This window comes from Thalassospira sp. ABL2_045 (genome assembly GCF_056161285.1).
This window is the reverse complement of the sequence record NZ_JBSWYV010000023.1, coordinates 1-18,094: the sequence shown is the minus strand read 5'-3', so window position 1 is coordinate 18,094 and position 18,094 is coordinate 1. Positions and strand designations below refer to the sequence as shown.

Sequence of the window (18,094 nt, the reverse complement as noted above, 5' to 3'; positions counted from 1 at the left end):
TTGCCCGAGTTACATGCTAATCGCCGATTGGCAGATCAAAGGTGACTTTCTCTTCGTTGCTCGAAGTGCCGAACCCCTGCATGCTTCCCTGTTCGGTCAGGCGGAAGTTCCCGGCGGCGTAGCTGTCATCCGGGCAAATCAGTTCCCACCAGCCATGCGCAGGCGCCAGCCGGTCGTCGCGGACGAATTTGCCAAGGCAGGTCTGGGCACCATAGATGTCAATCATGCCGCCAAAGGCATTGGCGCGAAGCTTGGTGTCATAGCGTGAAAACGGGCCGATGCGTGACCAGTTCAGATTGATTTTGACCGTCTTGTTGGTGGTGAAGCGCACAGCTTCTTCTGACTGCGCTTGTTTGGCCTGCCATGCGTCGTAACTGATTTCCGGGGTGGTTTCGCAACCGCCCATCAAAAGGGCGATCCCCATGATCAGGGCTGTTTTCAATGTCCGGGGTTGGGTAAGCATCTTTGCCCTCTGGCAGGTTGATTTGCACCGACTTTAGCTGACATAACGCAATTCGCAAACGCCACGTTACTGCTATCACTTTATTGCGCTGCAATCGTCCAGAATCGCCGCCGCATCAATAGCTTGATACAGATGGTTGCACGTGTGAATGGGTAAGATATTTGCAAACAAGCTGCGCTAAATGAACCTGATCCAGCCAATTTGTTTTCAAATGAAAACAGGCGCTTGAGCAAAGTATTGATTGGTCTTTTAAGGCTTGATTTTGGGGGCGTTTCTGCCTTTTGTTGCGAAAATTTTACATTCCGCTACCATCAATCCCGCTTCGTGTTTCAACCCGCTGAAACATAAAATTGGTTACTACTTGGTGGCGGAGCAGCGTATGCCGCGCTGTGATAATAACTCGCTTAGGGGAACCAGATGGCCGAGAAGCAGATCGAGATCGAACTCAAACTTCGCATCGATCCAAAACATGTCGCGCGCCTCAAAAGCGCGCCGGTTCTGCGCGAGGTGAAGGAAGGCCGTCGTCTGGAAACCACCCACCTTGTCTCTATCTATCATGACACGCCGAAACTCTCGCTGGCTGAGAAAGGGCTGGCTGTCCGCCTGCGCAAAAAGGGCTACAAGGGCTGGGAGCAGACCGTCAAGGCAACCAATGGCCTGCGTGAAGCGCTTCCTGAACGCAATGAATGGACGGTTGAGCTTGAAGAAGGTGTGCTCGATCTTGATCGCTTCACCGACAAGGACGTCAAAAAGCTTCTCAAGAAGTTTGTGAAGAAAAAGCAGATCGCTCGCATCTTTGAAAGCGACCTCAAGCGCGGCGCGGTGGATCTGACCTATCGTGATGCGGTGATGGAACTGGCCATTGATCAGGGTGTTGTGCGCTCTGGCGAGAAAGAGGTGCCGATCTCCGAGGTCGAGTTCGAGCTCAAGGAAGGTCATCCGGCGGCCCTTTTTGATCTGGCCCTTGAGCTGCAACGCACCGTGCCGCTGTTGCTCAGTATGCGTTCCAAGGCGTCCCGCGGACGTGATCTTTATCTCGGTAAGGGCCCCGGTGCATTTCGCTCCGCCGCGGTTGAACTAAGTGCTGATATGTCAGCCGAAACCGCCTTTCGCGCAGTGATTGCCGAAGGGCTTCGCATGATTCTCAGTAACGAGATTTGCGTGCGGCAGGATCTTGATATCGAAGGCTGCCATCAGATGCGGGTCGGTATGCGCCGTCTGCGGGTTGCCCTTAATCTGTTCAAGAAAAATCTGCCTGCTGGTGAAGCCGTTTTGCTGCGCCGCTTGCTTAAACATTGCAGCAAGCGACTGAATGGGCTGCGCGATTGGGATGTGTTCCTGAGCGAAACACTTCCGATGATCGAAGCCCGTTTCCCTGACCATGCGGGCATGGCTGAGCTCCGTAAGGCGGCGGAAAAACAGCGCGCAGCAGCGCTATCTTCTGCGCACAAGATGCTTGATGAGCCGGAATATGGGCAGTTGCTGTTGCTGCTAGGCGCTTGGGCCAGCTATTCCCGATGGGCCTCCGGGGCGAGTGCCGCGCAGATGAAGGCGATGGCGGCACCGGTTTCGGAAATGGCCGAGCCCCTTCTGGAGCAGGCCTATAAACGTGTGACCAAGCGCGGAGACCATGTGGCGCACCTAACCACACCGCAACTGCATGCGCTGCGTCTTGATGTCAAACAGATGCGTTACGGGACAGAGTTTTTCGGTGCCATCTATGGGGCGAAAAAGGTCAAAAAGTTCAGATCCAAACTGACCACCATGCAGGAAATCTTGGGCCAGCTTCAGGACGCCGCAGTGGCAGAGGAACGATTGATGGCGTTGTCACCGCAGCTTTCAAAAGACGGCATGATCGCTGTCGGGCTGATTTCCGGCTGGTTCGGGGCGCGTGCGGATCATCGCCTTGAAGGGATCGAGGACGCGATGCATGACTTCATGGATCAGAAAGTCTTCTGGAAATAGCGCAGACGCACTTGCACGGACTATCAAGGCTGTCGGGTTAACCGGCAGCCTTTTTCATATCCTGATAGGCGCTAAGCGCCCGTTCACGGCCTTCCTTAAGCCCTATCAGCGGTTCGGGGTAGGTTTTGCCCAACGTTACGCCAGCGGCCTTGAGGATGAGCGGGGAAGCTTCCCAGGGCTTGTGAATGTATTGCTCTGGCATGTCGCGCAGTTCCGGTACCCATTGGCGGACGTAATCGCCCTTGGGGTCGAACTTTTCACCCTGAAGCACCGGATTGAAAATTCGGAAATAGGGGGCGGCATCGGCCCCGCATCCGCCAATCCATTGCCATGAAAACGGATTGTTGGCCGGGCAGGCATCGACAAGCGTGTCGTCAAACCATGCGAGGCCTTCGGACCAGTGGATCAGAAGATGTTTCACAAGGATGGAGCCGACAATCATCCGCACCCGGTTATGCATATAACCGGTGTGCCAAAGTTCGCGCATGCCGGCATCAACAATCGGGAAGCCCGTTTTGCCCTTCTGCCAGGCACCCAATCCCTTTGCGTCCTCTGACCACGGGAAATGCTTGAACTGCCCTTGCAAGGGGACAGCGCGCAGGTCTGTGGCGTGAAACAGGATGTGATGGGCGAATTCCCGCCAACCGAGCTCGGCAATGAATTTCGATGCGGTCTTGCCTTTGCCGGGATTGGCATCGGCATGGTGGTTGGCGGCATGCCAGACCTGATAGGGGCTGATTTCACCAAAGCGCAGATGCGGGGAGAGCTCGGACGTCACGCGACGATCCGGGCGGTCACGCATATCGGCATAATCCGAAAGCCGATCATCGATAAAATCAAACAGCTGGTCTTTTGCGCCCTGTTCGCCCGGGGTGAAACGCTCATCGAGGCCGCCGGCCCAGTCAACAGGCTTTGGAGCCAGATCAAAGTCCGTAATGTTGATTTGCCCGCTAATATCGCCCTTGAACACATCCATGGCCTTTGGGGGCGCATGGGGTTCGCGCGGTGTCGGGAGCTTCTGACAGGCACGCCAGAACGGGCTATAGACCTTGAAATCTGTGCCTTGCCCGGTTTTGACCTCCCACGGTTCAAACAGAAGATTGGCCTTGTGGCTTTCACAGGTCAGGTCGCGGTCCTGCAGGGCTGATTTGATATCTGTATCACGCTCGGTTGACGGCCTGTCATAGAGCCGGTTCCAGAACACCGCCTGAACAGATTTCTCGTCTGCAATGCTTTTCAGAGTAGCCTTCGCATCGCCTTTGAACAGACGAAGCGCGCGATCGGATTTTGTCTCGCCAAGTGCGGCGATGTCCTTGTTCAGCGCTGACAGGCTTTTTTCGAGCCACCATTTCGTTGCCCCACCCAACTGATCAGCAATCACCGGATCAAGGATAAAGACGGGAAGCACAACGCCATCATGTTCCCCGGCCCATTTGATGGCTGCCAACAGGGCCGGATTGTCCGCCAATCGGAGGTCGTTTCGAAACCACATGATCGCGATGGGGCGTTCAGTCATCTGTCTTCCTGCTTGCTTGGGCAATGTGTTGGGGGATGTGAAGCCGGAGGGGAGAGAGCGTCGCGACTGTGACAGCGTCTAAAGGGAAAGTCGAGGCGCTCTCTCTGGCTCGGGGTACATCAAGACATACGGCGGATGGTTCGGACCAGTTCACCGAAACTTTCCGAAAGCACATCTTTTTTCCATCCGGCAAAACCAAGCACCAGCCCGCGCACAGGTGACGGTCCCTTTTCCAGGCGAGATTTATAGAAATAGGACGAGAGTGCGCGGCAATCGAGACCAGACTTAACCAGCTCTTCCTGCATTCTGATGTCGTCCTGATCACCGATTGAACGGGCACAAAGATGCAGTCCGCCATCAGATGGCATCACCGACAGGATATCAGCGGCCTGATCCCCAATCAGCGCCGTAAGATGGGCGCGTCGTTCAGCATATTGCATGCGCATCTTGCGCACGTGACTGCCAAAATGCCCCTCGGCAAAAAGCGCACCAAGGGCGGCCTGTGTTGTTGGCGCCGGTACACCGTCGGCAAAACCACGAATGCCGCGAAAGGCCGGAACCAGTGCCTTTGGCAGGACAAGATAGCCAAGCCGGATGCCCGGGAATAGCACGCGTGAAAACGTGCCGACATAGATCACTCGGTTGTCGGTATCCAGACCCTGCAGGGAGGACAATGGCGGGCCGTCATAGCGATAGTCGCTGTCATAATCATCCTCGACAATCCAGGCATCGTTATCGCGTGCCCATTGCAAAAGCGACAGGCGCCGCGCAAGCGAAAGCGTGGTGCCCAGCGGATAGTTCCGCGATGGTGTGGTGACAACAATCCGGGCAGGGGAAGACGTTTTTGCAAGGCCGTCGATGTCCAGCCCGTCTTCATCAACCGTAATCGGCTGGACCACAGCGCCGCTTGCCGCCAGCACACCCCGAATGCCCTCATAGCCCGGATCTTCGGTGGCGATGATATCGCCCGGATCGACAAGGGCGCGTGCGGCCAGATCAAGTGCCTGCTGCGCGCCAGAGACAATCATCACCTGATCGGTATCGCAATTGACCCCGCGCGATTGTCGCAGCCATTTGGCAATTTCACCGCGCAACAACGGCAGCCCAAGCGGATCATCTGGAATGGTCAGGTCAATATCCGGCGCACGCCATGACCGGCGCAGCAACCGCGCCCAAAGATCAAACGGAAAGCCATCAAGATCGGGGGTCGCGGGGTTAAACGGGCGGGCAACGCGAAAGCGCGGAAAGCGGCGCTGATAGGTCAGCATGCGCTGGGCACTTTGGCTCAGCCGCAAGGGGCAGGCTTCTGTTGCCGTCGGGTGGCTATCGTTGGTGTTGTCGCGCGTTTGCATATCCCGGTCGGGCAGGGCGCGGGCGACAAAGCTTCCGGCGCCGACGCGCGTTTCAAGATAACCTTCCGAGGTCAGAAGATCGAAACCCGTCACCACCGTGTTGCGCGAAATACCAAGCGATTTCGCCAGATCACGACTGGCCGGCAGGCGTTCACCCGGATGCAGCCGACCATCGAGAATCGCCGATCGGATGCCGTGATAAAGACGGCGATAGGCGGTGGTGCTTCCCTTGTTGTCGGCATCGTCGGACTGGCTTGGATAAATCCAGCTGTAATCACTGCGCGGCATCGCGGCCTCAATCAAATTGGTTCTGTCGTTTTTATTATAGTGGACCTTTTGAAAAGTCCAATTTGATCCATGATCAGGCCAAATTCAAAGCTTGATTTTTTGACGAAGAGGTTCCGCCATGCCTGATCAATACGAAATTCATCCCCACACCAAAGTTGTCCGGGGGCCCAACCGTGCGACGTATGACCGCGCACAGATCCACGGCATCATTGATGATGCGCTGATCTGTCATGTCGGTACTGTGATCGATGGTCGCCCGGTGATGATCCCGACCGCCCATTGGCGGGTGGGGGAACGCATTTACATCCACGGCGCGTCAAAGAACCGTATTTTGGCCGCCATTGCCAAGGGGGCGGAGGCCTGCCTTTGCATCACGCTACTGGATGGTTTGGTGATAGCCCGTTCTGCCTTTCACCATTCGGCGAATTACCGTTCTGTGATCCTCTATGGCAAAGGCACGCTGGTTGCTGATGACGCGGACAAGATGGAACATTCGCGCCTGTTTACCGAAAAGCTTGAACCTGGCCGGTGGGATCAGATTCGCCACCCCAATAAACAGGAACTCAAGGCCACCATGTTCCTTGGTTTTGACCTAAATGAGGTCTCGGCAAAGGTTCGTGCCGGTGATCCGGTTGATGACGAAGAAGACTATGATCTTGACGTCTGGGCCGGGGTTTTGCCGTGTGAGACAGTCTGGGGCACACCGATTGATGATAGCCGTTTAAAGCCCGGAATTGTCCGCCAGACTGAAACGGTGAATGAATGATTGTCAGTTCTGCTTGCATCTGGCCCTGTGTTGATGTGTGCTCTAGACTCTAGGCAAGTCTTGAAGTGGGCGAGCCCACAACACAGGGTTCAATGATGAAAAAGTGGCTGATTGTCGTTTTAGGCCTTTTGGGGCAGCCGGGCATCGCATCGGCAAATGCCAACAATGTGTCGTTGGAAGAGAACGTTCTGCTGATGGCGACGCATGTGGAGAATATCCTTAATCAAACGGATGGTCTGATGCGGCGGTCGGCTGACCTTCTGCGCAATGCAGGCGGCATGAATGACGTGGTGATCCAGGGCAGCCTTGCGAGCTATACCGAACAGGTCGAAGCCGTTCGTGCACTGTTGTTCATCAACAGCAAAGGCATTCTCGAATTTGATACGACCCGTTACCCGGCGGCAGACCTTGATCTTTCCGGACGTCCTTATTTTTCCAAGACGATTACGCTTGAGGACGAGCATATCCAGATCCAGACGCCTGTCCTGGGCAAGCAATCCGGCGTGCCTTTCGTTCCGGTAACGCGGGTATTGCGCGGGGTCTCCGGATCGGTCATGGGGGTATTGGTTGCTGTCATGACGCCAGATGCCTGGCTGCCTTCTGAGCGGGCTTGCCGGTTATGCTTCTATTCGGCCTTTACCATTGATGGCGAGACAATCATGACGGCCCCGGCACAAATGGAGCTCGCTGAGGATTTCTTTGAAAGTCTGATGATTGTTGATGGACGGTCAGGGATAAGTGAAACCAAACTGAATACGTATCCGGCCCGCACAATGTGGCGTCGTTTGCGCGACTACCCGGTCGTTGTGACCAGTTCTGTGGTCACCATATATTGATTGTTTCTGTTGGTTCCTTGTCCACCAGATAAAGCAGGAAGGCGATTGCCTGCATCTGGTCTTTTGACGTGAACTCATTGGCGGGCTTGCCGATATGCTGTTCCATTGCTGACCATATGTCAGCCGGGACGGTGCTGGTCTTTTCACTAACAAGAACCGTAAGTCTGCCAATATCGTCGGCATTCAGTGCAGGCGGCGGGGCGACATAGGCATGTGTAACCGCGCCGATCGTTGCCGCAGACAAAGCGATCACAATCGCCATAACCCAAAGCTGTGGTTTTGACGGTGTTGCAGTTGTCTTGCGGGCCATCAGGGGTGCCCTGTCCAGTCGTTTTTGCAGATCTATATCAAGCATGTGACTGTTCCGACGTTCTCAATCTGTGGTCAGAATTACGATGTTGTTACTGTAGATAGATTTATACCTAAATCGCAACACGCGAAAGATGTGTAAGCTGATTCCCTAGAACTTGTAACAAGGGAATAAGCTTATGGTTGCAATCAGGTTTGCTAAAAAGGAAGACGTTTCAAAGGTTTCGGAGATACATGCGTTTTGTTGGCATGAAACATACGCCTTTATGCCCGATGCCGTTTTGCAAAGCAGAAACCAAGAGTTTAGACGGCTGCAATGGCTGAGCTGGTTCGAATCCCGTTCACGGGGTGAGGCACTGTTCGTATTGGAGGCTGATGATACCGTTGTCGGATTCTGCTTTTGCTGTCCGAACAAGGACGATGCCATTACCGCTGCCGGAGAAATGCATGCGGCCTATGTGCTTCCGGATTATCGCGGGCGTGCGGTCGGACCGCTGATGATGTTGACCATGCTGGATTTCATGGAGTCACATGGATTGACGCCACCGGCATTGTGGGCATTCAAGGACAATCCGGTCAGGCTTTGGTATGCGCAGATGGGGTGGCGTCGCGAGGTTAAGCGTGACCGCGTCATTGAAAATGTCGCCATTCCCGAGTTTGGATATGTTTGCGATGATTGCGGGGCGTTACGTGCCCGGTTGACCAAGCTGCTTAGCCGCTATGGCGTTGAAACTGCTTTGAGGCAAACTCAACCACGTTTTCGAATGCCTCAACATCGAAGCTCTTTCCATCTGCCTGCTGTTTCTCGCGGCAATAGTCAAACAGCGAAAGAAACAGGTCCGCAAACTCGTCCGGATCCACTTTGACAGCCTTTGATTTGCCCGCGATAAAATAAGCAATATTAAAGACAATCTTGCGATCGCGTTCTTCGCTGGCAGTTGCGGGCTCATTCACCGGCGCCCCTTGTCCGGTGAGCAGCCATTCGATCGAAACGTCTGTTGCACGGGCAATGGCAACGCAGGCGGATGCCTTCGGGTCGTTGCGGCCATGACTGTAGTTTTCAAGCGTGCGTGCGGATATGCCGGTGCGTTCGGCAAGGGCCGTGCGCGAACCAGCGATCTTTTCACAAAGACCGATACGCTGACCAAGTTGCTTTGCGTCGTTTTCTGTCATCTCGGACTTCCCAAGCCTGTCTATCCCGATAGGATAGGATACTACCCCTAAAGTGGGTGATTTGAAATACTTCTAATAAAAAATAACGCGAATTTTTCGCAAAAATTGGTGAATTTCAGCTCTTTAACCGCTTATTATACGCGAAATTTAGTGATATGCTGAGAATCGGTTTAGGGGAAACAAAAAAGTGCGTAGTTAATGTTAAGCGAGCAAATAGAGCAAATAGCCAGTCTCCTTCGCAAAAACGCTAACCATCATAATGGACAATTGCAACTTACGGGTAAGACAACAGACGTTTTCCTGTCGAATTTGCAGTTCCTGGCAGATGATCTCAAACGCTTTGAAAAATCGGAAGTCGGCATAGATATTCAATCGCCGGCAATTTCGGCAATCTATCGCGAACTTGTTTTGGCAACGGCAAGGCTTGACGCGGACCGGGATTGCTCAACCGAATAAAGGTCTGCTCGTCAAACAGGTTGGAATAAAAACCCCCGTGCGAAGCACAGGGGTTTTGTATTTGATGGAAGGTCGGGATCAGGCGTCTGCCATTGAAGCTGCGATCTTCGCACCGAGGCGGGCATTGTTGCGCACCAGCGCGATATTGGCCTCGAGGCTTTTGCCTTCGGTCAGTTGGGTGACACGGGCGAGAAGGAACGGGGTGACGTCACGTCCCTGAATGCCTTTTTCCTTGGCTTCGATCAGGGCATCGTCAATCGCGCCTTCGATGGCTTCACGTGCCAGTGCCTTGTCAGCTTCCGGCGGATTGCCAATCACCGCACCGCCTTCAAGGCCAAATTCCCATTTCGATTTCAGGAAGGCTGCGAGCTCTTCAGGGGTATCAAGGCGAAGCGGTGCCTTCTGACCGCTTTCAACCGAATAGAATGCCGGGAATTCATCGGTGCCATAGGCAATGACCGGCACGCCAAGCGTTTCAAGATGTTCAAGCGTTTTGGGGATATCAAGGATCGCCTTGGCCCCGGCGCAAACAACCGCAACCCCGGTTTTGCCAAGCTCGGTCAGATCGGCCGAAACATCGAAATTGCCGGCAAGGTCACGATGCACCCCGCCAATGCCGCCGGTGGCAAAAACGCGAATGCCGGCCTTTTCCGCCAGGATCATGGTTGCCGAAACCGTGGTCGCGCCATCGCGTTTCTTGGCAAGGCAATAGGGGATGTCACGGCGCGACAGTTTGAGGATGTCGGTGCCCTTGGCGAAATATTCCAGTTCTTCGGGCGACAGGCCGATCTTGCAGCGCCCGCCAATCACAGCGATGGTGGCCGGAACGGCACCGTTATCGCGCACATCCTGTTCAACCGCGCGCGCGGTTTCAAGGTTCTGCGGATAGGGCATGCCATGGGAAATGATGGTGGATTCAAGGGCAACAACAGGCTTGCCTGCGGCGAAGGCCTCTGCGACCTCGGGGGCGATATCAATATAGTCCGACATTCCGATATGCTCATATCTGGTTTAAAATTTTAAAGGCCAGAATTAAACAGAACGGCCTTTGAAATCCAGCGCAAAGCAGGGTGTTTTGCGAATGGCTGCCGTGCGTCATGCCGCCGACCGGTGCCACAATGGCACGGCACCTGTGTCAGGCGCCGCATTGTAAGTCTCTGATTGGGCGGCTATCGTATCGCCACCACCAACCGACTTAAGGCCCACCCGAACATGCATGCCAAGCCCACCCTGACAACCGGCCTTCTGGCCTTTATGGCGGTCGGAAGCGGCCTGTCCGTTGCCAGTCTTTATTATGTACAGCCCCTGCTTGAACTGCTTGCCCGTGAATATGGGTTAAGCGAAACCACGGCCGGTTTTCTGGTGACCGTCGCACAGCTTGGCTATCTGACTGGGTTGATTGCGGTGGTGCCACTGGGCGATCATCATGAACGGCCTAAATTGCTGACCGTGACCTCGGCCTTAACGGCGATGGGGTTACTGGCGATGGGGTTGGCACCGTCCTTTTTGATGCTGGTGGTGTTTAGCGTTTCGGTCGGGATCACCTGCGTGACGGCGCAAATTCTTGTGCCGCTTGCGGCCCACCTTGCCACAGATGATAAACGTGGTTCTGCGGTTGGGACGGTGATGGGCGGCCTGTTAATGGGGATACTGCTGGCCCGGACATTTTCGGGCATCATGGCCGAGCTTGCCGGTTGGCGGTCGGTGTTCATTGCGGCCTCTGTCCTGATGGCGGTTTATTCAGTGGCGTGTTACCGGATCATTCCGCATATCCCGCCAACGTCCCATACCAGTTACCGCAACCTTTATCTTTCGATCCTGCATCTGTTTCGCGATGAACCTGTCTTGCGCCGCCGCAGCCTGATTGGCGGCCTGCAATATGCTGTGTTCGGGATTTTCTGGACCTCGATGGCCTTTATGCTGGTGCGGCAATATGGCATGTCCGAAGCCGTGATCGGGCTTTATGGCCTGATCGGTGCAATTGGCATTCTGGCGGCCCGCATTGCCGGAAAGCTGGCGGATAAGGGCTGGGCACGGCTGAGTACCGGCGGATTTTTGATGACCACCGTTTCAAGCTGGGCCTTGCTCTATTGGGGGCAATGGTCGCTGATTGCCTTTGCGCTGGGCGTGGTGCTGATCGATCTTGGCATCCAGGGCGCGCATATCTCCAACCAGAGCGAGGTGTATCGCCTTAACCCCGAAGCGCGCAGCCGCCTGACGACGGGCTATATGGCAAGCTATTTCCTTGGTGGGGCGTGTGGGTCTGCGAGCTCTGCCATCGCCTATGGTATTGGCGGCTGGCCCGCTGTGGTTGCGCTTGGCGCCGGGGTGTCGGTCCTGTGTGTTTTGATCTGGGCGGCAACCGAATTGCGGTTCCCGGTCGGGCAAATGAAACACGGCGGATAAGCCAATCAACAATACCCAAAGCAAAACGGCCGCCCCATCGGGACGGCCGTTTGCGTAAAGAACGATCCAAGCTTGTGCTTAGTTCTTTTCTTTATCGACGAGCTGGTTTGCAGCAATCCACGGCATCATTGCGCGCAGTTTGGTACCAACTTCTTCGATTTCGTGTTCGGCGTTCAGGCGGCGGGTTGCCTTGAACATCGGCTGGCCGCAATGCATTTCCTGAACGAAGTCACGTACGAATTTGCCTTCCTGAATGTCAGCAAGAACTTCTTTCATACGTTCTTTGACCGATGCGTCAACAACGCGCGGGCCGGTGACATAGTCGCCGTATTCTGCGGTGTTGGAGATCGAGTAACGCATGTTGGCCATACCGCCTTCATACATCAGGTCTACGATCAGCTTAACCTCGTGCAGGCACTCGAAATATGCCATTTCCGGTGCATAACCCGCTTCGGTCAGGGTCTCGAAGCCGTATTTGATCAGCTGGGTCAGGCCGCCACACAGAACAGCCTGTTCGCCGAACAGGTCGGTTTCGCACTCTTCACGGAAGGTGGTTTCGATAACGCCCGAACGACCGCCACCGATTGCCGACGCATAGGACAGGGCAACTTCAAGCGCGTTGCCAGATGCGTTCTGTTCGATCGCAACAAGGCACGGAACCCCGCCGCCACGTGCATATTCGGAACGAACGGTGTGACCCGGGCCCTTCGGTGCGATCATCATGACATCAAGATCAGCGCGCGGCTCGATCAGGCCGAAGTGAACGTTCAGGCCATGTGCGAACAGAAGAGCCGCACCCTGTTTCAGGTTGTCGCGCAGTTCATTGGCATAGATCGCAGCCTGATGCTCATCCGGGGTCAGGATCATGACAACATCTGCCCAAGCAGCTGCTTCGGCCGGGGTCATGGTTTTCAGGCCAGCATTTTCTGCCTTCTTGCGCGAAGCAGAACCTTCACGAAGACCAACAACAACTTCCTTAACGCCGGAATCATGGAGGTTCAGCGCATGGGCATGGCCCTGCGAACCGTAACCGATGATGGCAACTTTTTTGGTTTTGATCAGATTAACATCTGCATCGCGGTCGTAATAAACACGCATCTTTCGATACCTCTGGACGTTGGACCACGCTGATTTTCATGCGTGGCGGATGGTAATAATTATTATGGGGCAGGCCCCAATGCCTTACCCGATGCGGATCACCGGGCAGGGCAAACTCACATCGTCAGTGTGCCGCGCGAAATCGCTGCCACACCGGTACGCGAAATTTCCGAAAGCCCAAGCGGCTCCATCAATTTGATGAAGGCGTCGATTTTTTCAGGGCTGCCGATGATTTCATACACGAAGGAATCGTTTGTCGCATCCACTGCGCGCGCCTTGAAGATGTCGGCAATGCGAAGGGATTCCACACGTTTTTCACCCGCGGCAATCACTTTGACCAGTGCAAGCTCGCGCTCGACACTTGGTCCGGCAAGGGTCAGGTCGCTGACCTTGTGCACCGGAACAAGGCGCGAAAGCTGTGCCTTGATCTGCTCGATTACCATCGGCGTGCCCGAGGTAACCACAGTGATGCGCGACTGGTGGGCCTGGGCGTCGACTTCGGCAACGGTCAGGCTTTCAATGTTATAGCCACGGCCGGAAAACAGCCCGATGACACGGGCCAGAACGCCGGACTCGTTATCCACCAGAACGGATATGGTGTGTTTCGAAATTTCGGTTTCTTTCACGGTTTCGCTCCGCTAGGGCGCGGTCGGGGGCAGAACGTGCCGCCCGCGCCGGCCTTTTCATTTTGATTTGATGAGTTCGTTGCGCACAGACTGTTTGTGCGGATCAGACCAGAACCATCCCTTCGTCGGAATCAATGGCTTCATTGCCGTTGGTTTCCTGCCCAAGCAGCATTTCATTATGCGGCTTGCCCGACGGAATCATCGGATAGCAGTTTTCCTTGTCATCAACGGCAACGTCCAAAATTACCGGACCATCAATTTCCAGCATCTTCTTGATGGCATCATCAAGATCGGCCGGTTTGTCACAGGTCAGTCCGGTAAAACCAAAGGCCTCGGACAGTTTGACGAAGTCGGGCAGGGTTTCGCTATAGCTTTCGGAATAGCGCGACCCGTGCAGAAGCTGCTGCCACTGACGGACCATGCCCATGTAGCGGTTATTCAGGATCACGGTTTTGATCGGCAGACGATACTGCGTCATCGTCGCGCATTCCTGAATGTTCATCATGATCGATGCATCACCGGTAAAGCAGACCACGGTCGCATCCGGATGGGCGACCTGAACGCCAAGGGCGGCCGGCATGCCATAGCCCATGGTGCCAAGACCACCGGACGTCATCCACTCATACGGATGTTCGAACCCGAAATGCTGGGCGGCCCACATCTGGTGCTGACCAACATCGGTGGTGATATAGGTTTTGCGATCGCGGGTCGCGGCGTGGATTGAGCGGATAACATGCTGCGGCTTGATGACGTCTTTCGGCTGCTTGTAGGACAGGCAGTGCTTGGAACGCCATCCTTCGATCTCTTTCCACCAGCCATCAAGGGCTGCTGCTTCGATCTTGTACTGCTTGGCTTTCCAGATCTTGATCATGTCTTCAAGAACATGGCCAACATCGCCAACGATGCCGATATCGACCGGAACGTTCTTGTTGATCGAGCTTTGATCAATGTCGATCTGGATTTTCTGCGAGTTCGGCGCAAAGAAATCAAGATTGCCGGTCACACGGTCATCGAAGCGTGCACCAATCGCGACCATCACGTCGCAATCATGCATCGACATGTTCGATTCATAAGTGCCGTGCATCCCGACCATGCCAAGATACTGCTTGTCCGATGCCGGATATGCACCAAGCCCCATCAGGGTCAGCGTGATCGGCGCGCCAGTCATGCGGGTGAATTCGGTCAGAAGCTTGCAAGCCTGGGTGCCGGAATTGATCACACCGCCGCCACAATACAGGATCGGCTTCTTGGCCGATGCCATCATTTCCATGGCTTCTTCGATCTGGCTGCGTTCGCCCTTGACCACCGGGTTGTAGGTGCGGTGCTGAACCTGACCCGGCTCCATATAGGGTGCCTTGCCTACAAGGATGTCCTTGGGCAGGTCAATGACGACCGGGCCCGGACGGCCGCTTGCGGCAACGTGGAAGGCTTCGTGCATCGTGCGGGCAAGTTTATCGGGGTTTTTCACCAGATAGTTATGCTTGGTACACGGGCGGGTAATGCCGGTGGTGTCGGCTTCCTGGAAGGCATCATTCCCGATCAGATGGGTCGGGACCTGACCTGTCAGGCAGACAACTGGAATGGAATCCATCAGCGCGTCGGTAAGGCCCGTAACGGCGTTTGTCGCACCCGGTCCAGAGGTCACCAGCACAACGCCGACCTTACCGGTCGAGCGGGCGTAACCTTCTGCAGCGTGGACAGCAGCCTGTTCATGGCGCACGAGAACGTGACGAATCCGGTTCTGTTTAAATATCTCGTCATATAGCGGTAGGACAGCGCCGCCGGGATAGCCGAACACGACTTCCACACCCTGATCTGCAAGGGCCTGCAACACTACTTCCGAACCGCTTAAAATACGTTCTGCCATGATTTTCGAGCCTCTTTACTTAACGACAACAACGTGTCGCGTGATAACCGCGTGATTGAAACATGATCCAATTATCCTCGAATTGGAGTTGAAAAATCCGCCGAAACGGCGGTTTTCCGCCATTTAGGCGGCAGAAGCGCCAACCTATCGCCTCACTTTGGCGTGGTCAACAGAAATTGGTTAACATCATGACGCATTTTTGCTGCCAAACTTTCCGAATATTGCGCGTCGATGATTTCCTTGGCTAACATTTGGTGTCTGAACCAGGTTAATTGCCGTTTTGCATAGCGTCGGGTTTCGCGCTGCGATTTCTCTTTGGCGGTCGCCAGGTCCATCTCCCCCGCAAGGTAGGCGGAAAGTTCACGAACGCCGACAGCCTTCATCACCGGGGCTGTTGCAGGCAGTTCAAGGGCAAGCAGCCCTTTGACCTCGTCAATCGCACCCTGTTCGATCATCAGATCAAAACGCCGGTTGCAGCGGTCATACAGAATGTCGCGCGGCGGCATGTAACAAAGTTTCTTGAATTTCATGCTTTCTGGCGGGGTAATCAGCGGTTCCTTGTGCCAACTTGCCAGTCCGCGCCCGGTATGGGCCAAAACCTCGGCGGCGCGAATCAGTCTCTGGGTATTGCTGCCATCAAGGTTGGCGGCAGTTTCCGGGTCTTGGCTCTGCAGTTTGGCAAAGAAGGCGTCATGACCAAGCTCTTCAAGCTCTTTTGTGACCTTATCGCGAATCGCAGCCGGAACATCGGGGATCGGGGCGATACCCTCGGTCAGGGCATTCAGATACATGCCCGTGCCGCCCGTGATGATGGGCAGTTTGCCGTCGGCATGACACGCGGCAATCTCGGCCATCGCCATTTCACGCCACTTGCCCGCCGAGCAGGCCTCGCGCCCGGACAGCACGCCATACAGCCGATGCGGCGCGCGGGCGATTTCGCTCTCATCAGGGCGCGCAGACAGCACACGCAGCTCCTCATAGACCTGCATGCTGTCAGCATTGATCACCACCCCGTCAAAGGCCTCCGCCAGATCAAGGGCCAGCGCCGACTTACCACTGGCGGTCGGGCCAGCGACGATCAGGACGGGGTGCAATTGGGTGTACTTAGCGGTGGGCATACGATGAGTTTGTCCTGACTATCGGGCTTTCCATGGATCAAACACTTGGGCACCTGTTTGATCAAAGTCTTTGGTGTTGCGGGTGGCGATGGTCATTCCATGAACCAGTGCGCTTGCCGCAATGAGGGCATCGCGGTCAGATTTCGGATCAGGAACATGCAACTGCGCGCACCGCCTTGCAACGGTTTCGTCAATCGGCAGTATCCTGTTTTCAAAAGCCTTGAGGACATGGCCTTCGAACCAGTTGCGCAATATTTCCGCCTGATCTGGGTCGCGTCGTTCGATTTGCAGAATGCCCGTTTCAATCTCCAGAACGGTGATGGCCGAAATATAAAGGCTAGTGGCATCTACTGATTGCGCCCAACGGACAACATTCTGGTCGGCCTTGCCTTGCCCCGCGCGGCGAAGTTCGGAAATGACATTTGTATCGAGGATGAACATTACGACAGATCAGCCGGCTTCATGTTGATCCGGGCTGGTTGTGGGTCAAACTCGATACCGTTTGCGCCAGGCATGGCAAGAAGTTCAACGATGGAGGGTAATGAGCCTGTCAGGCGTTGATATTCCTCTATCGACAGCAATACATGCGACGGCTTGCCACGATCGGTGATGATTACAGGTCCGCCTTTGGATGCCTTTTTCGCACCACTGGTATCCTGATTGAAATCGCGGCTTGAGATTGTCGTGATACCCATTTCGCACCTCGCTAAATATGTAGCAACAATACTACATTTTGTGATAGTCGGATGCAACAAAATCGGGCAAAGCAACAAACGCTCTTGCCACAGTCCGGTGCAATTCGGATAAAGGCGATAACGATGTTTTATGCCTTTCCCGCCAAGGAGCCCGTTGACCATGAAATTGGTTCTCACCCTGATTGCCGCCCCGAATTCGAATGCGCTGACCAAGGCCGTGATTGATAATGCTGCCATTGCGCTGACCGGGGCAGGGGCACTGGTCGGGGATGTCACCTGGCTGGCTGAGGGCGAGGCGTGCGATCTGACCTTTGATGGTATCCCGCTTGACGTGGCAGATACGGCATTGGGCGAGCCAGAGCTTCCGGTTGATGCCATCACCCAAAAGGTCGAAACACGTCGCAAGAAGCTTCTGATTGCCGATATGGACAGCACGATTGTCACCGGTGAAACCCTTGATGAACTGGCCGAGTTCGCCGGGGTCAAGGATCGGGTGGCGGCAATCACCGCGCGCGCGATGAATGGCGAACTTGATTTCGAAGCGGCCCTTGACGAACGTGTGGGTCTGCTGGATGGCATGTCGACCGAGATGCTCAAGGAAGCCTGGAAAACCGTTGAATATACCGGTGGCGCCAGGGAACTTGTTGCGACCATGAAGGTCAATGGTGGCTTTGCTGCATTGGTGTCTGGCGGCTTTGATTTCTTTACCGGGGCGGTCCGGGCCGAGCTTGGTTTTGATTACGATCAGGCCAATGTCCTGATTGAAAAGGATGGCAAGTTGACCGGCACGGTTCAGAAACCGGTTCTCGATCGTCAGGCCAAGGTCGATGCGCTGGAAAGCCTGTCCGCCCAGCAGGGGATTACGGTGGGGGATGCGATTGCGGTTGGCGACGGGGCCAATGATCTTCAGATGATCTCGCTTGCCGGAACCGGGGTGGCCTTCCATGCCAAACCATCCGTGCAGGAACAGGCGCGCATTTGCATCAATCACGGTGATCTGACCGCATTGCTGTATCTGCAGGGCTATGCGAAGTCGGACTTTGTTTCGTAAAGTTCGAACGCGGAAAACAAAAGCAGCGGTATTAACCGTCAAGTATTAAAGCATAGTGGTCACGCATTCTCGCATTGAGGATCGTGACCATTTTTCTGACGACGGCAAT

General features: G+C 55.0%; 18 protein-coding genes and 1 pseudogene. 7 read left to right on the top strand and 12 right to left on the bottom strand.

Annotation, left to right across the window (positions count from 1 at the left end; all coding sequences use genetic code 11):
• Window positions 1-16: 16 nt before the first annotated feature.
• Window positions 17-463, bottom strand: a complete 447-nt coding sequence (locus ACXAIA_RS20380) for a hypothetical protein (protein WP_475350973.1) — start codon at window positions 461-463, stop codon at window positions 17-19.
• Between the two features lie 417 nt (window positions 464-880).
• Between ACXAIA_RS20380 and ACXAIA_RS20375 the strand changes: the two genes are divergently transcribed.
• The gene (locus ACXAIA_RS20375; protein WP_475350972.1) at window positions 881-2,428 is read left to right on the top strand and encodes a CYTH and CHAD domain-containing protein; all 1,548 of its coding nucleotides are present in this window, start codon (window positions 881-883) and stop codon (window positions 2,426-2,428) included.
• Between the two features lie 37 nt (window positions 2,429-2,465).
• On the opposite strand, the gene ACXAIA_RS20370 is transcribed toward ACXAIA_RS20375, so the two are convergent.
• Both ACXAIA_RS20370 and pdxR read right to left on the bottom strand, forming a co-directional pair.
• Window positions 2,466-3,944, bottom strand: a complete 1,479-nt coding sequence (locus ACXAIA_RS20370; protein ID WP_475350971.1) for a cryptochrome/photolyase family protein — start codon at window positions 3,942-3,944, stop codon at window positions 2,466-2,468.
• A 119-nt stretch (window positions 3,945-4,063) separates the two neighbouring features.
• The gene (pdxR, locus tag ACXAIA_RS20365; RefSeq protein ID WP_475350970.1) at window positions 4,064-5,584 is read right to left on the bottom strand and encodes a MocR-like pyridoxine biosynthesis transcription factor PdxR; all 1,521 of its coding nucleotides are present in this window, start codon (window positions 5,582-5,584) and stop codon (window positions 4,064-4,066) included.
• A 118-nt stretch (window positions 5,585-5,702) separates the two neighbouring features.
• Between pdxR and ACXAIA_RS20360 the strand changes: the two genes are divergently transcribed.
• Both ACXAIA_RS20360 and ACXAIA_RS20355 read left to right on the top strand, forming a co-directional pair.
• Entirely contained in the window at window positions 5,703-6,350 is a 648-nt protein-coding gene (locus tag ACXAIA_RS20360) for a pyridoxamine 5'-phosphate oxidase family protein (protein WP_475350969.1), read from the top strand.
• A 95-nt stretch (window positions 6,351-6,445) separates the two neighbouring features.
• Complete coding sequence (locus ACXAIA_RS20355; protein ID WP_475346814.1) at window positions 6,446-7,186, top strand: PDC sensor domain-containing protein; 741 nt, start codon at window positions 6,446-6,448, stop codon at window positions 7,184-7,186.
• Here the strand turns inward: ACXAIA_RS20355 and ACXAIA_RS20350 are convergent.
• On the bottom strand, window positions 7,173-7,496 hold the full coding sequence (locus tag ACXAIA_RS20350) for a hypothetical protein (RefSeq protein WP_475350968.1): 324 nt from the start codon (window positions 7,494-7,496) through the stop codon (window positions 7,173-7,175). The two genes, ACXAIA_RS20355 and ACXAIA_RS20350, sit on opposite strands and share 14 nt — an antisense overlap.
• Window positions 7,497-7,674: 178 nt before the next feature.
• On the opposite strand from ACXAIA_RS20350, the pseudogene ACXAIA_RS20345 reads away from it, so the two are divergent.
• Window positions 7,675-8,091 (top strand): annotated as a pseudogene (locus ACXAIA_RS20345) (N-acetyltransferase family protein); the annotation flags it as partial.
• A 115-nt stretch (window positions 8,092-8,206) separates the two neighbouring features.
• On the opposite strand, the gene ACXAIA_RS20340 reads toward ACXAIA_RS20345, so the two are convergent.
• On the bottom strand, window positions 8,207-8,668 hold the full coding sequence (locus tag ACXAIA_RS20340; protein WP_475346812.1) for a helix-turn-helix domain-containing protein: 462 nt from the start codon (window positions 8,666-8,668) through the stop codon (window positions 8,207-8,209).
• Window positions 8,669-8,866: 198 nt separating this feature from the next.
• Between ACXAIA_RS20340 and ACXAIA_RS20335 the strand changes: the two genes are divergently transcribed.
• Complete coding sequence (locus tag ACXAIA_RS20335; RefSeq protein WP_475350967.1) at window positions 8,867-9,124, top strand: hypothetical protein; 258 nt, start codon at window positions 8,867-8,869, stop codon at window positions 9,122-9,124.
• Window positions 9,125-9,202: 78 nt separating this feature from the next.
• Here ACXAIA_RS20335 and ACXAIA_RS20330 read toward each other — a convergent pair whose 3' ends face one another.
• Entirely contained in the window at window positions 9,203-10,114 is a 912-nt protein-coding gene (locus ACXAIA_RS20330; protein ID WP_475350966.1) for a pseudouridine-5'-phosphate glycosidase, read from the bottom strand.
• 171 nt (window positions 10,115-10,285) lie between these two features.
• Between ACXAIA_RS20330 and ACXAIA_RS20325 the strand changes: the two genes are divergently transcribed.
• On the top strand, window positions 10,286-11,530 hold the full coding sequence (locus tag ACXAIA_RS20325) for an MFS transporter (protein ID WP_475350965.1): 1,245 nt from the start codon (window positions 10,286-10,288) through the stop codon (window positions 11,528-11,530).
• Between the two features lie 78 nt (window positions 11,531-11,608).
• Here the strand turns inward: ACXAIA_RS20325 and ilvC are convergent, their stop codons facing one another.
• From ilvC to ACXAIA_RS20295, 6 genes are all read right to left on the bottom strand, one after another.
• Window positions 11,609-12,628, bottom strand: a complete 1,020-nt coding sequence (gene ilvC / locus ACXAIA_RS20320) for a ketol-acid reductoisomerase (protein ID WP_167724710.1) — start codon at window positions 12,626-12,628, stop codon at window positions 11,609-11,611.
• A gap of 116 nt (window positions 12,629-12,744) precedes the next feature.
• Window positions 12,745-13,254 (bottom strand): acetolactate synthase small subunit, encoded by a 510-nt coding sequence (gene ilvN, locus ACXAIA_RS20315; RefSeq protein WP_044828093.1) that lies wholly within the window; start codon window positions 13,252-13,254, stop codon window positions 12,745-12,747.
• A 103-nt stretch (window positions 13,255-13,357) separates the two neighbouring features.
• A complete protein-coding gene (locus ACXAIA_RS20310; protein WP_475350964.1) occupies window positions 13,358-15,121 on the bottom strand; it encodes an acetolactate synthase 3 large subunit in 1,764 nt (587 codons plus the stop codon).
• Window positions 15,122-15,273: 152 nt separating this feature from the next.
• Window positions 15,274-16,239 (bottom strand): tRNA (adenosine(37)-N6)-dimethylallyltransferase MiaA, encoded by a 966-nt coding sequence (gene miaA / locus ACXAIA_RS20305; RefSeq protein ID WP_475350963.1) that lies wholly within the window; start codon window positions 16,237-16,239, stop codon window positions 15,274-15,276.
• A gap of 18 nt (window positions 16,240-16,257) precedes the next feature.
• Window positions 16,258-16,680, bottom strand: a complete 423-nt coding sequence (locus ACXAIA_RS20300) for a PIN domain-containing protein (RefSeq protein ID WP_475350962.1) — start codon at window positions 16,678-16,680, stop codon at window positions 16,258-16,260.
• Complete coding sequence (locus ACXAIA_RS20295) at window positions 16,680-16,934, bottom strand: type II toxin-antitoxin system Phd/YefM family antitoxin (protein WP_475350961.1); 255 nt, start codon at window positions 16,932-16,934, stop codon at window positions 16,680-16,682. The genes ACXAIA_RS20300 and ACXAIA_RS20295 overlap by 1 nt, the downstream gene beginning before the upstream one ends.
• 160 nt (window positions 16,935-17,094) lie before the next feature.
• On the opposite strand from ACXAIA_RS20295, the gene serB reads away from it, so the two are divergent.
• On the top strand, window positions 17,095-17,985 hold the full coding sequence (gene serB, locus ACXAIA_RS20290) for a phosphoserine phosphatase SerB (protein ID WP_475350960.1): 891 nt from the start codon (window positions 17,095-17,097) through the stop codon (window positions 17,983-17,985).
• The last annotated feature ends 109 nt before the right edge of the window (window positions 17,986-18,094 follow it).

What these genes read in the sequence shown, in the direction of transcription:
- ACXAIA_RS20380 (WP_475350973.1), bottom strand. Translation starts at nt 463, where the DNA reads ATGCTTACCCAACCCCGGACATTGAAAACAGCCCTGATCATGGGGATC.
- ACXAIA_RS20375 (WP_475350972.1), top strand. Translation starts at nt 881, where the DNA reads ATGGCCGAGAAGCAGATCGAGATCGAACTCAAACTTCGCATCGATCCA.
- ACXAIA_RS20370 (WP_475350971.1), bottom strand. Translation starts at nt 3,944, where the DNA reads ATGACTGAACGCCCCATCGCGATCATGTGGTTTCGAAACGACCTCCGA.
- pdxR (WP_475350970.1), bottom strand. Translation starts at nt 5,584, where the DNA reads ATGCCGCGCAGTGATTACAGCTGGATTTATCCAAGCCAGTCCGACGAT.
- ACXAIA_RS20360 (WP_475350969.1), top strand. Translation starts at nt 5,703, where the DNA reads ATGCCTGATCAATACGAAATTCATCCCCACACCAAAGTTGTCCGGGGG.
- ACXAIA_RS20355 (WP_475346814.1), top strand. Translation starts at nt 6,446, where the DNA reads ATGAAAAAGTGGCTGATTGTCGTTTTAGGCCTTTTGGGGCAGCCGGGC.
- ACXAIA_RS20350 (WP_475350968.1), bottom strand. Translation starts at nt 7,496, where the DNA reads ATGGCCCGCAAGACAACTGCAACACCGTCAAAACCACAGCTTTGGGTT.
- ACXAIA_RS20340 (WP_475346812.1), bottom strand. Translation starts at nt 8,668, where the DNA reads ATGACAGAAAACGACGCAAAGCAACTTGGTCAGCGTATCGGTCTTTGT.
- ACXAIA_RS20335 (WP_475350967.1), top strand. Translation starts at nt 8,867, where the DNA reads ATGTTAAGCGAGCAAATAGAGCAAATAGCCAGTCTCCTTCGCAAAAAC.
- ACXAIA_RS20330 (WP_475350966.1), bottom strand. Translation starts at nt 10,114, where the DNA reads ATGTCGGACTATATTGATATCGCCCCCGAGGTCGCAGAGGCCTTCGCC.
- ilvC (WP_167724710.1), bottom strand. Translation starts at nt 12,628, where the DNA reads ATGCGTGTTTATTACGACCGCGATGCAGATGTTAATCTGATCAAAACC.
- ACXAIA_RS20310 (WP_475350964.1), bottom strand. Translation starts at nt 15,121, where the DNA reads ATGGCAGAACGTATTTTAAGCGGTTCGGAAGTAGTGTTGCAGGCCCTT.
- miaA (WP_475350963.1), bottom strand. Translation starts at nt 16,239, where the DNA reads ATGCCCACCGCTAAGTACACCCAATTGCACCCCGTCCTGATCGTCGCT.
- ACXAIA_RS20300 (WP_475350962.1), bottom strand. Translation starts at nt 16,680, where the DNA reads ATGTTCATCCTCGATACAAATGTCATTTCCGAACTTCGCCGCGCGGGG.
- ACXAIA_RS20295 (WP_475350961.1), bottom strand. Translation starts at nt 16,934, where the DNA reads ATGGGTATCACGACAATCTCAAGCCGCGATTTCAATCAGGATACCAGT.
- serB (WP_475350960.1), top strand. Translation starts at nt 17,095, where the DNA reads ATGAAATTGGTTCTCACCCTGATTGCCGCCCCGAATTCGAATGCGCTG.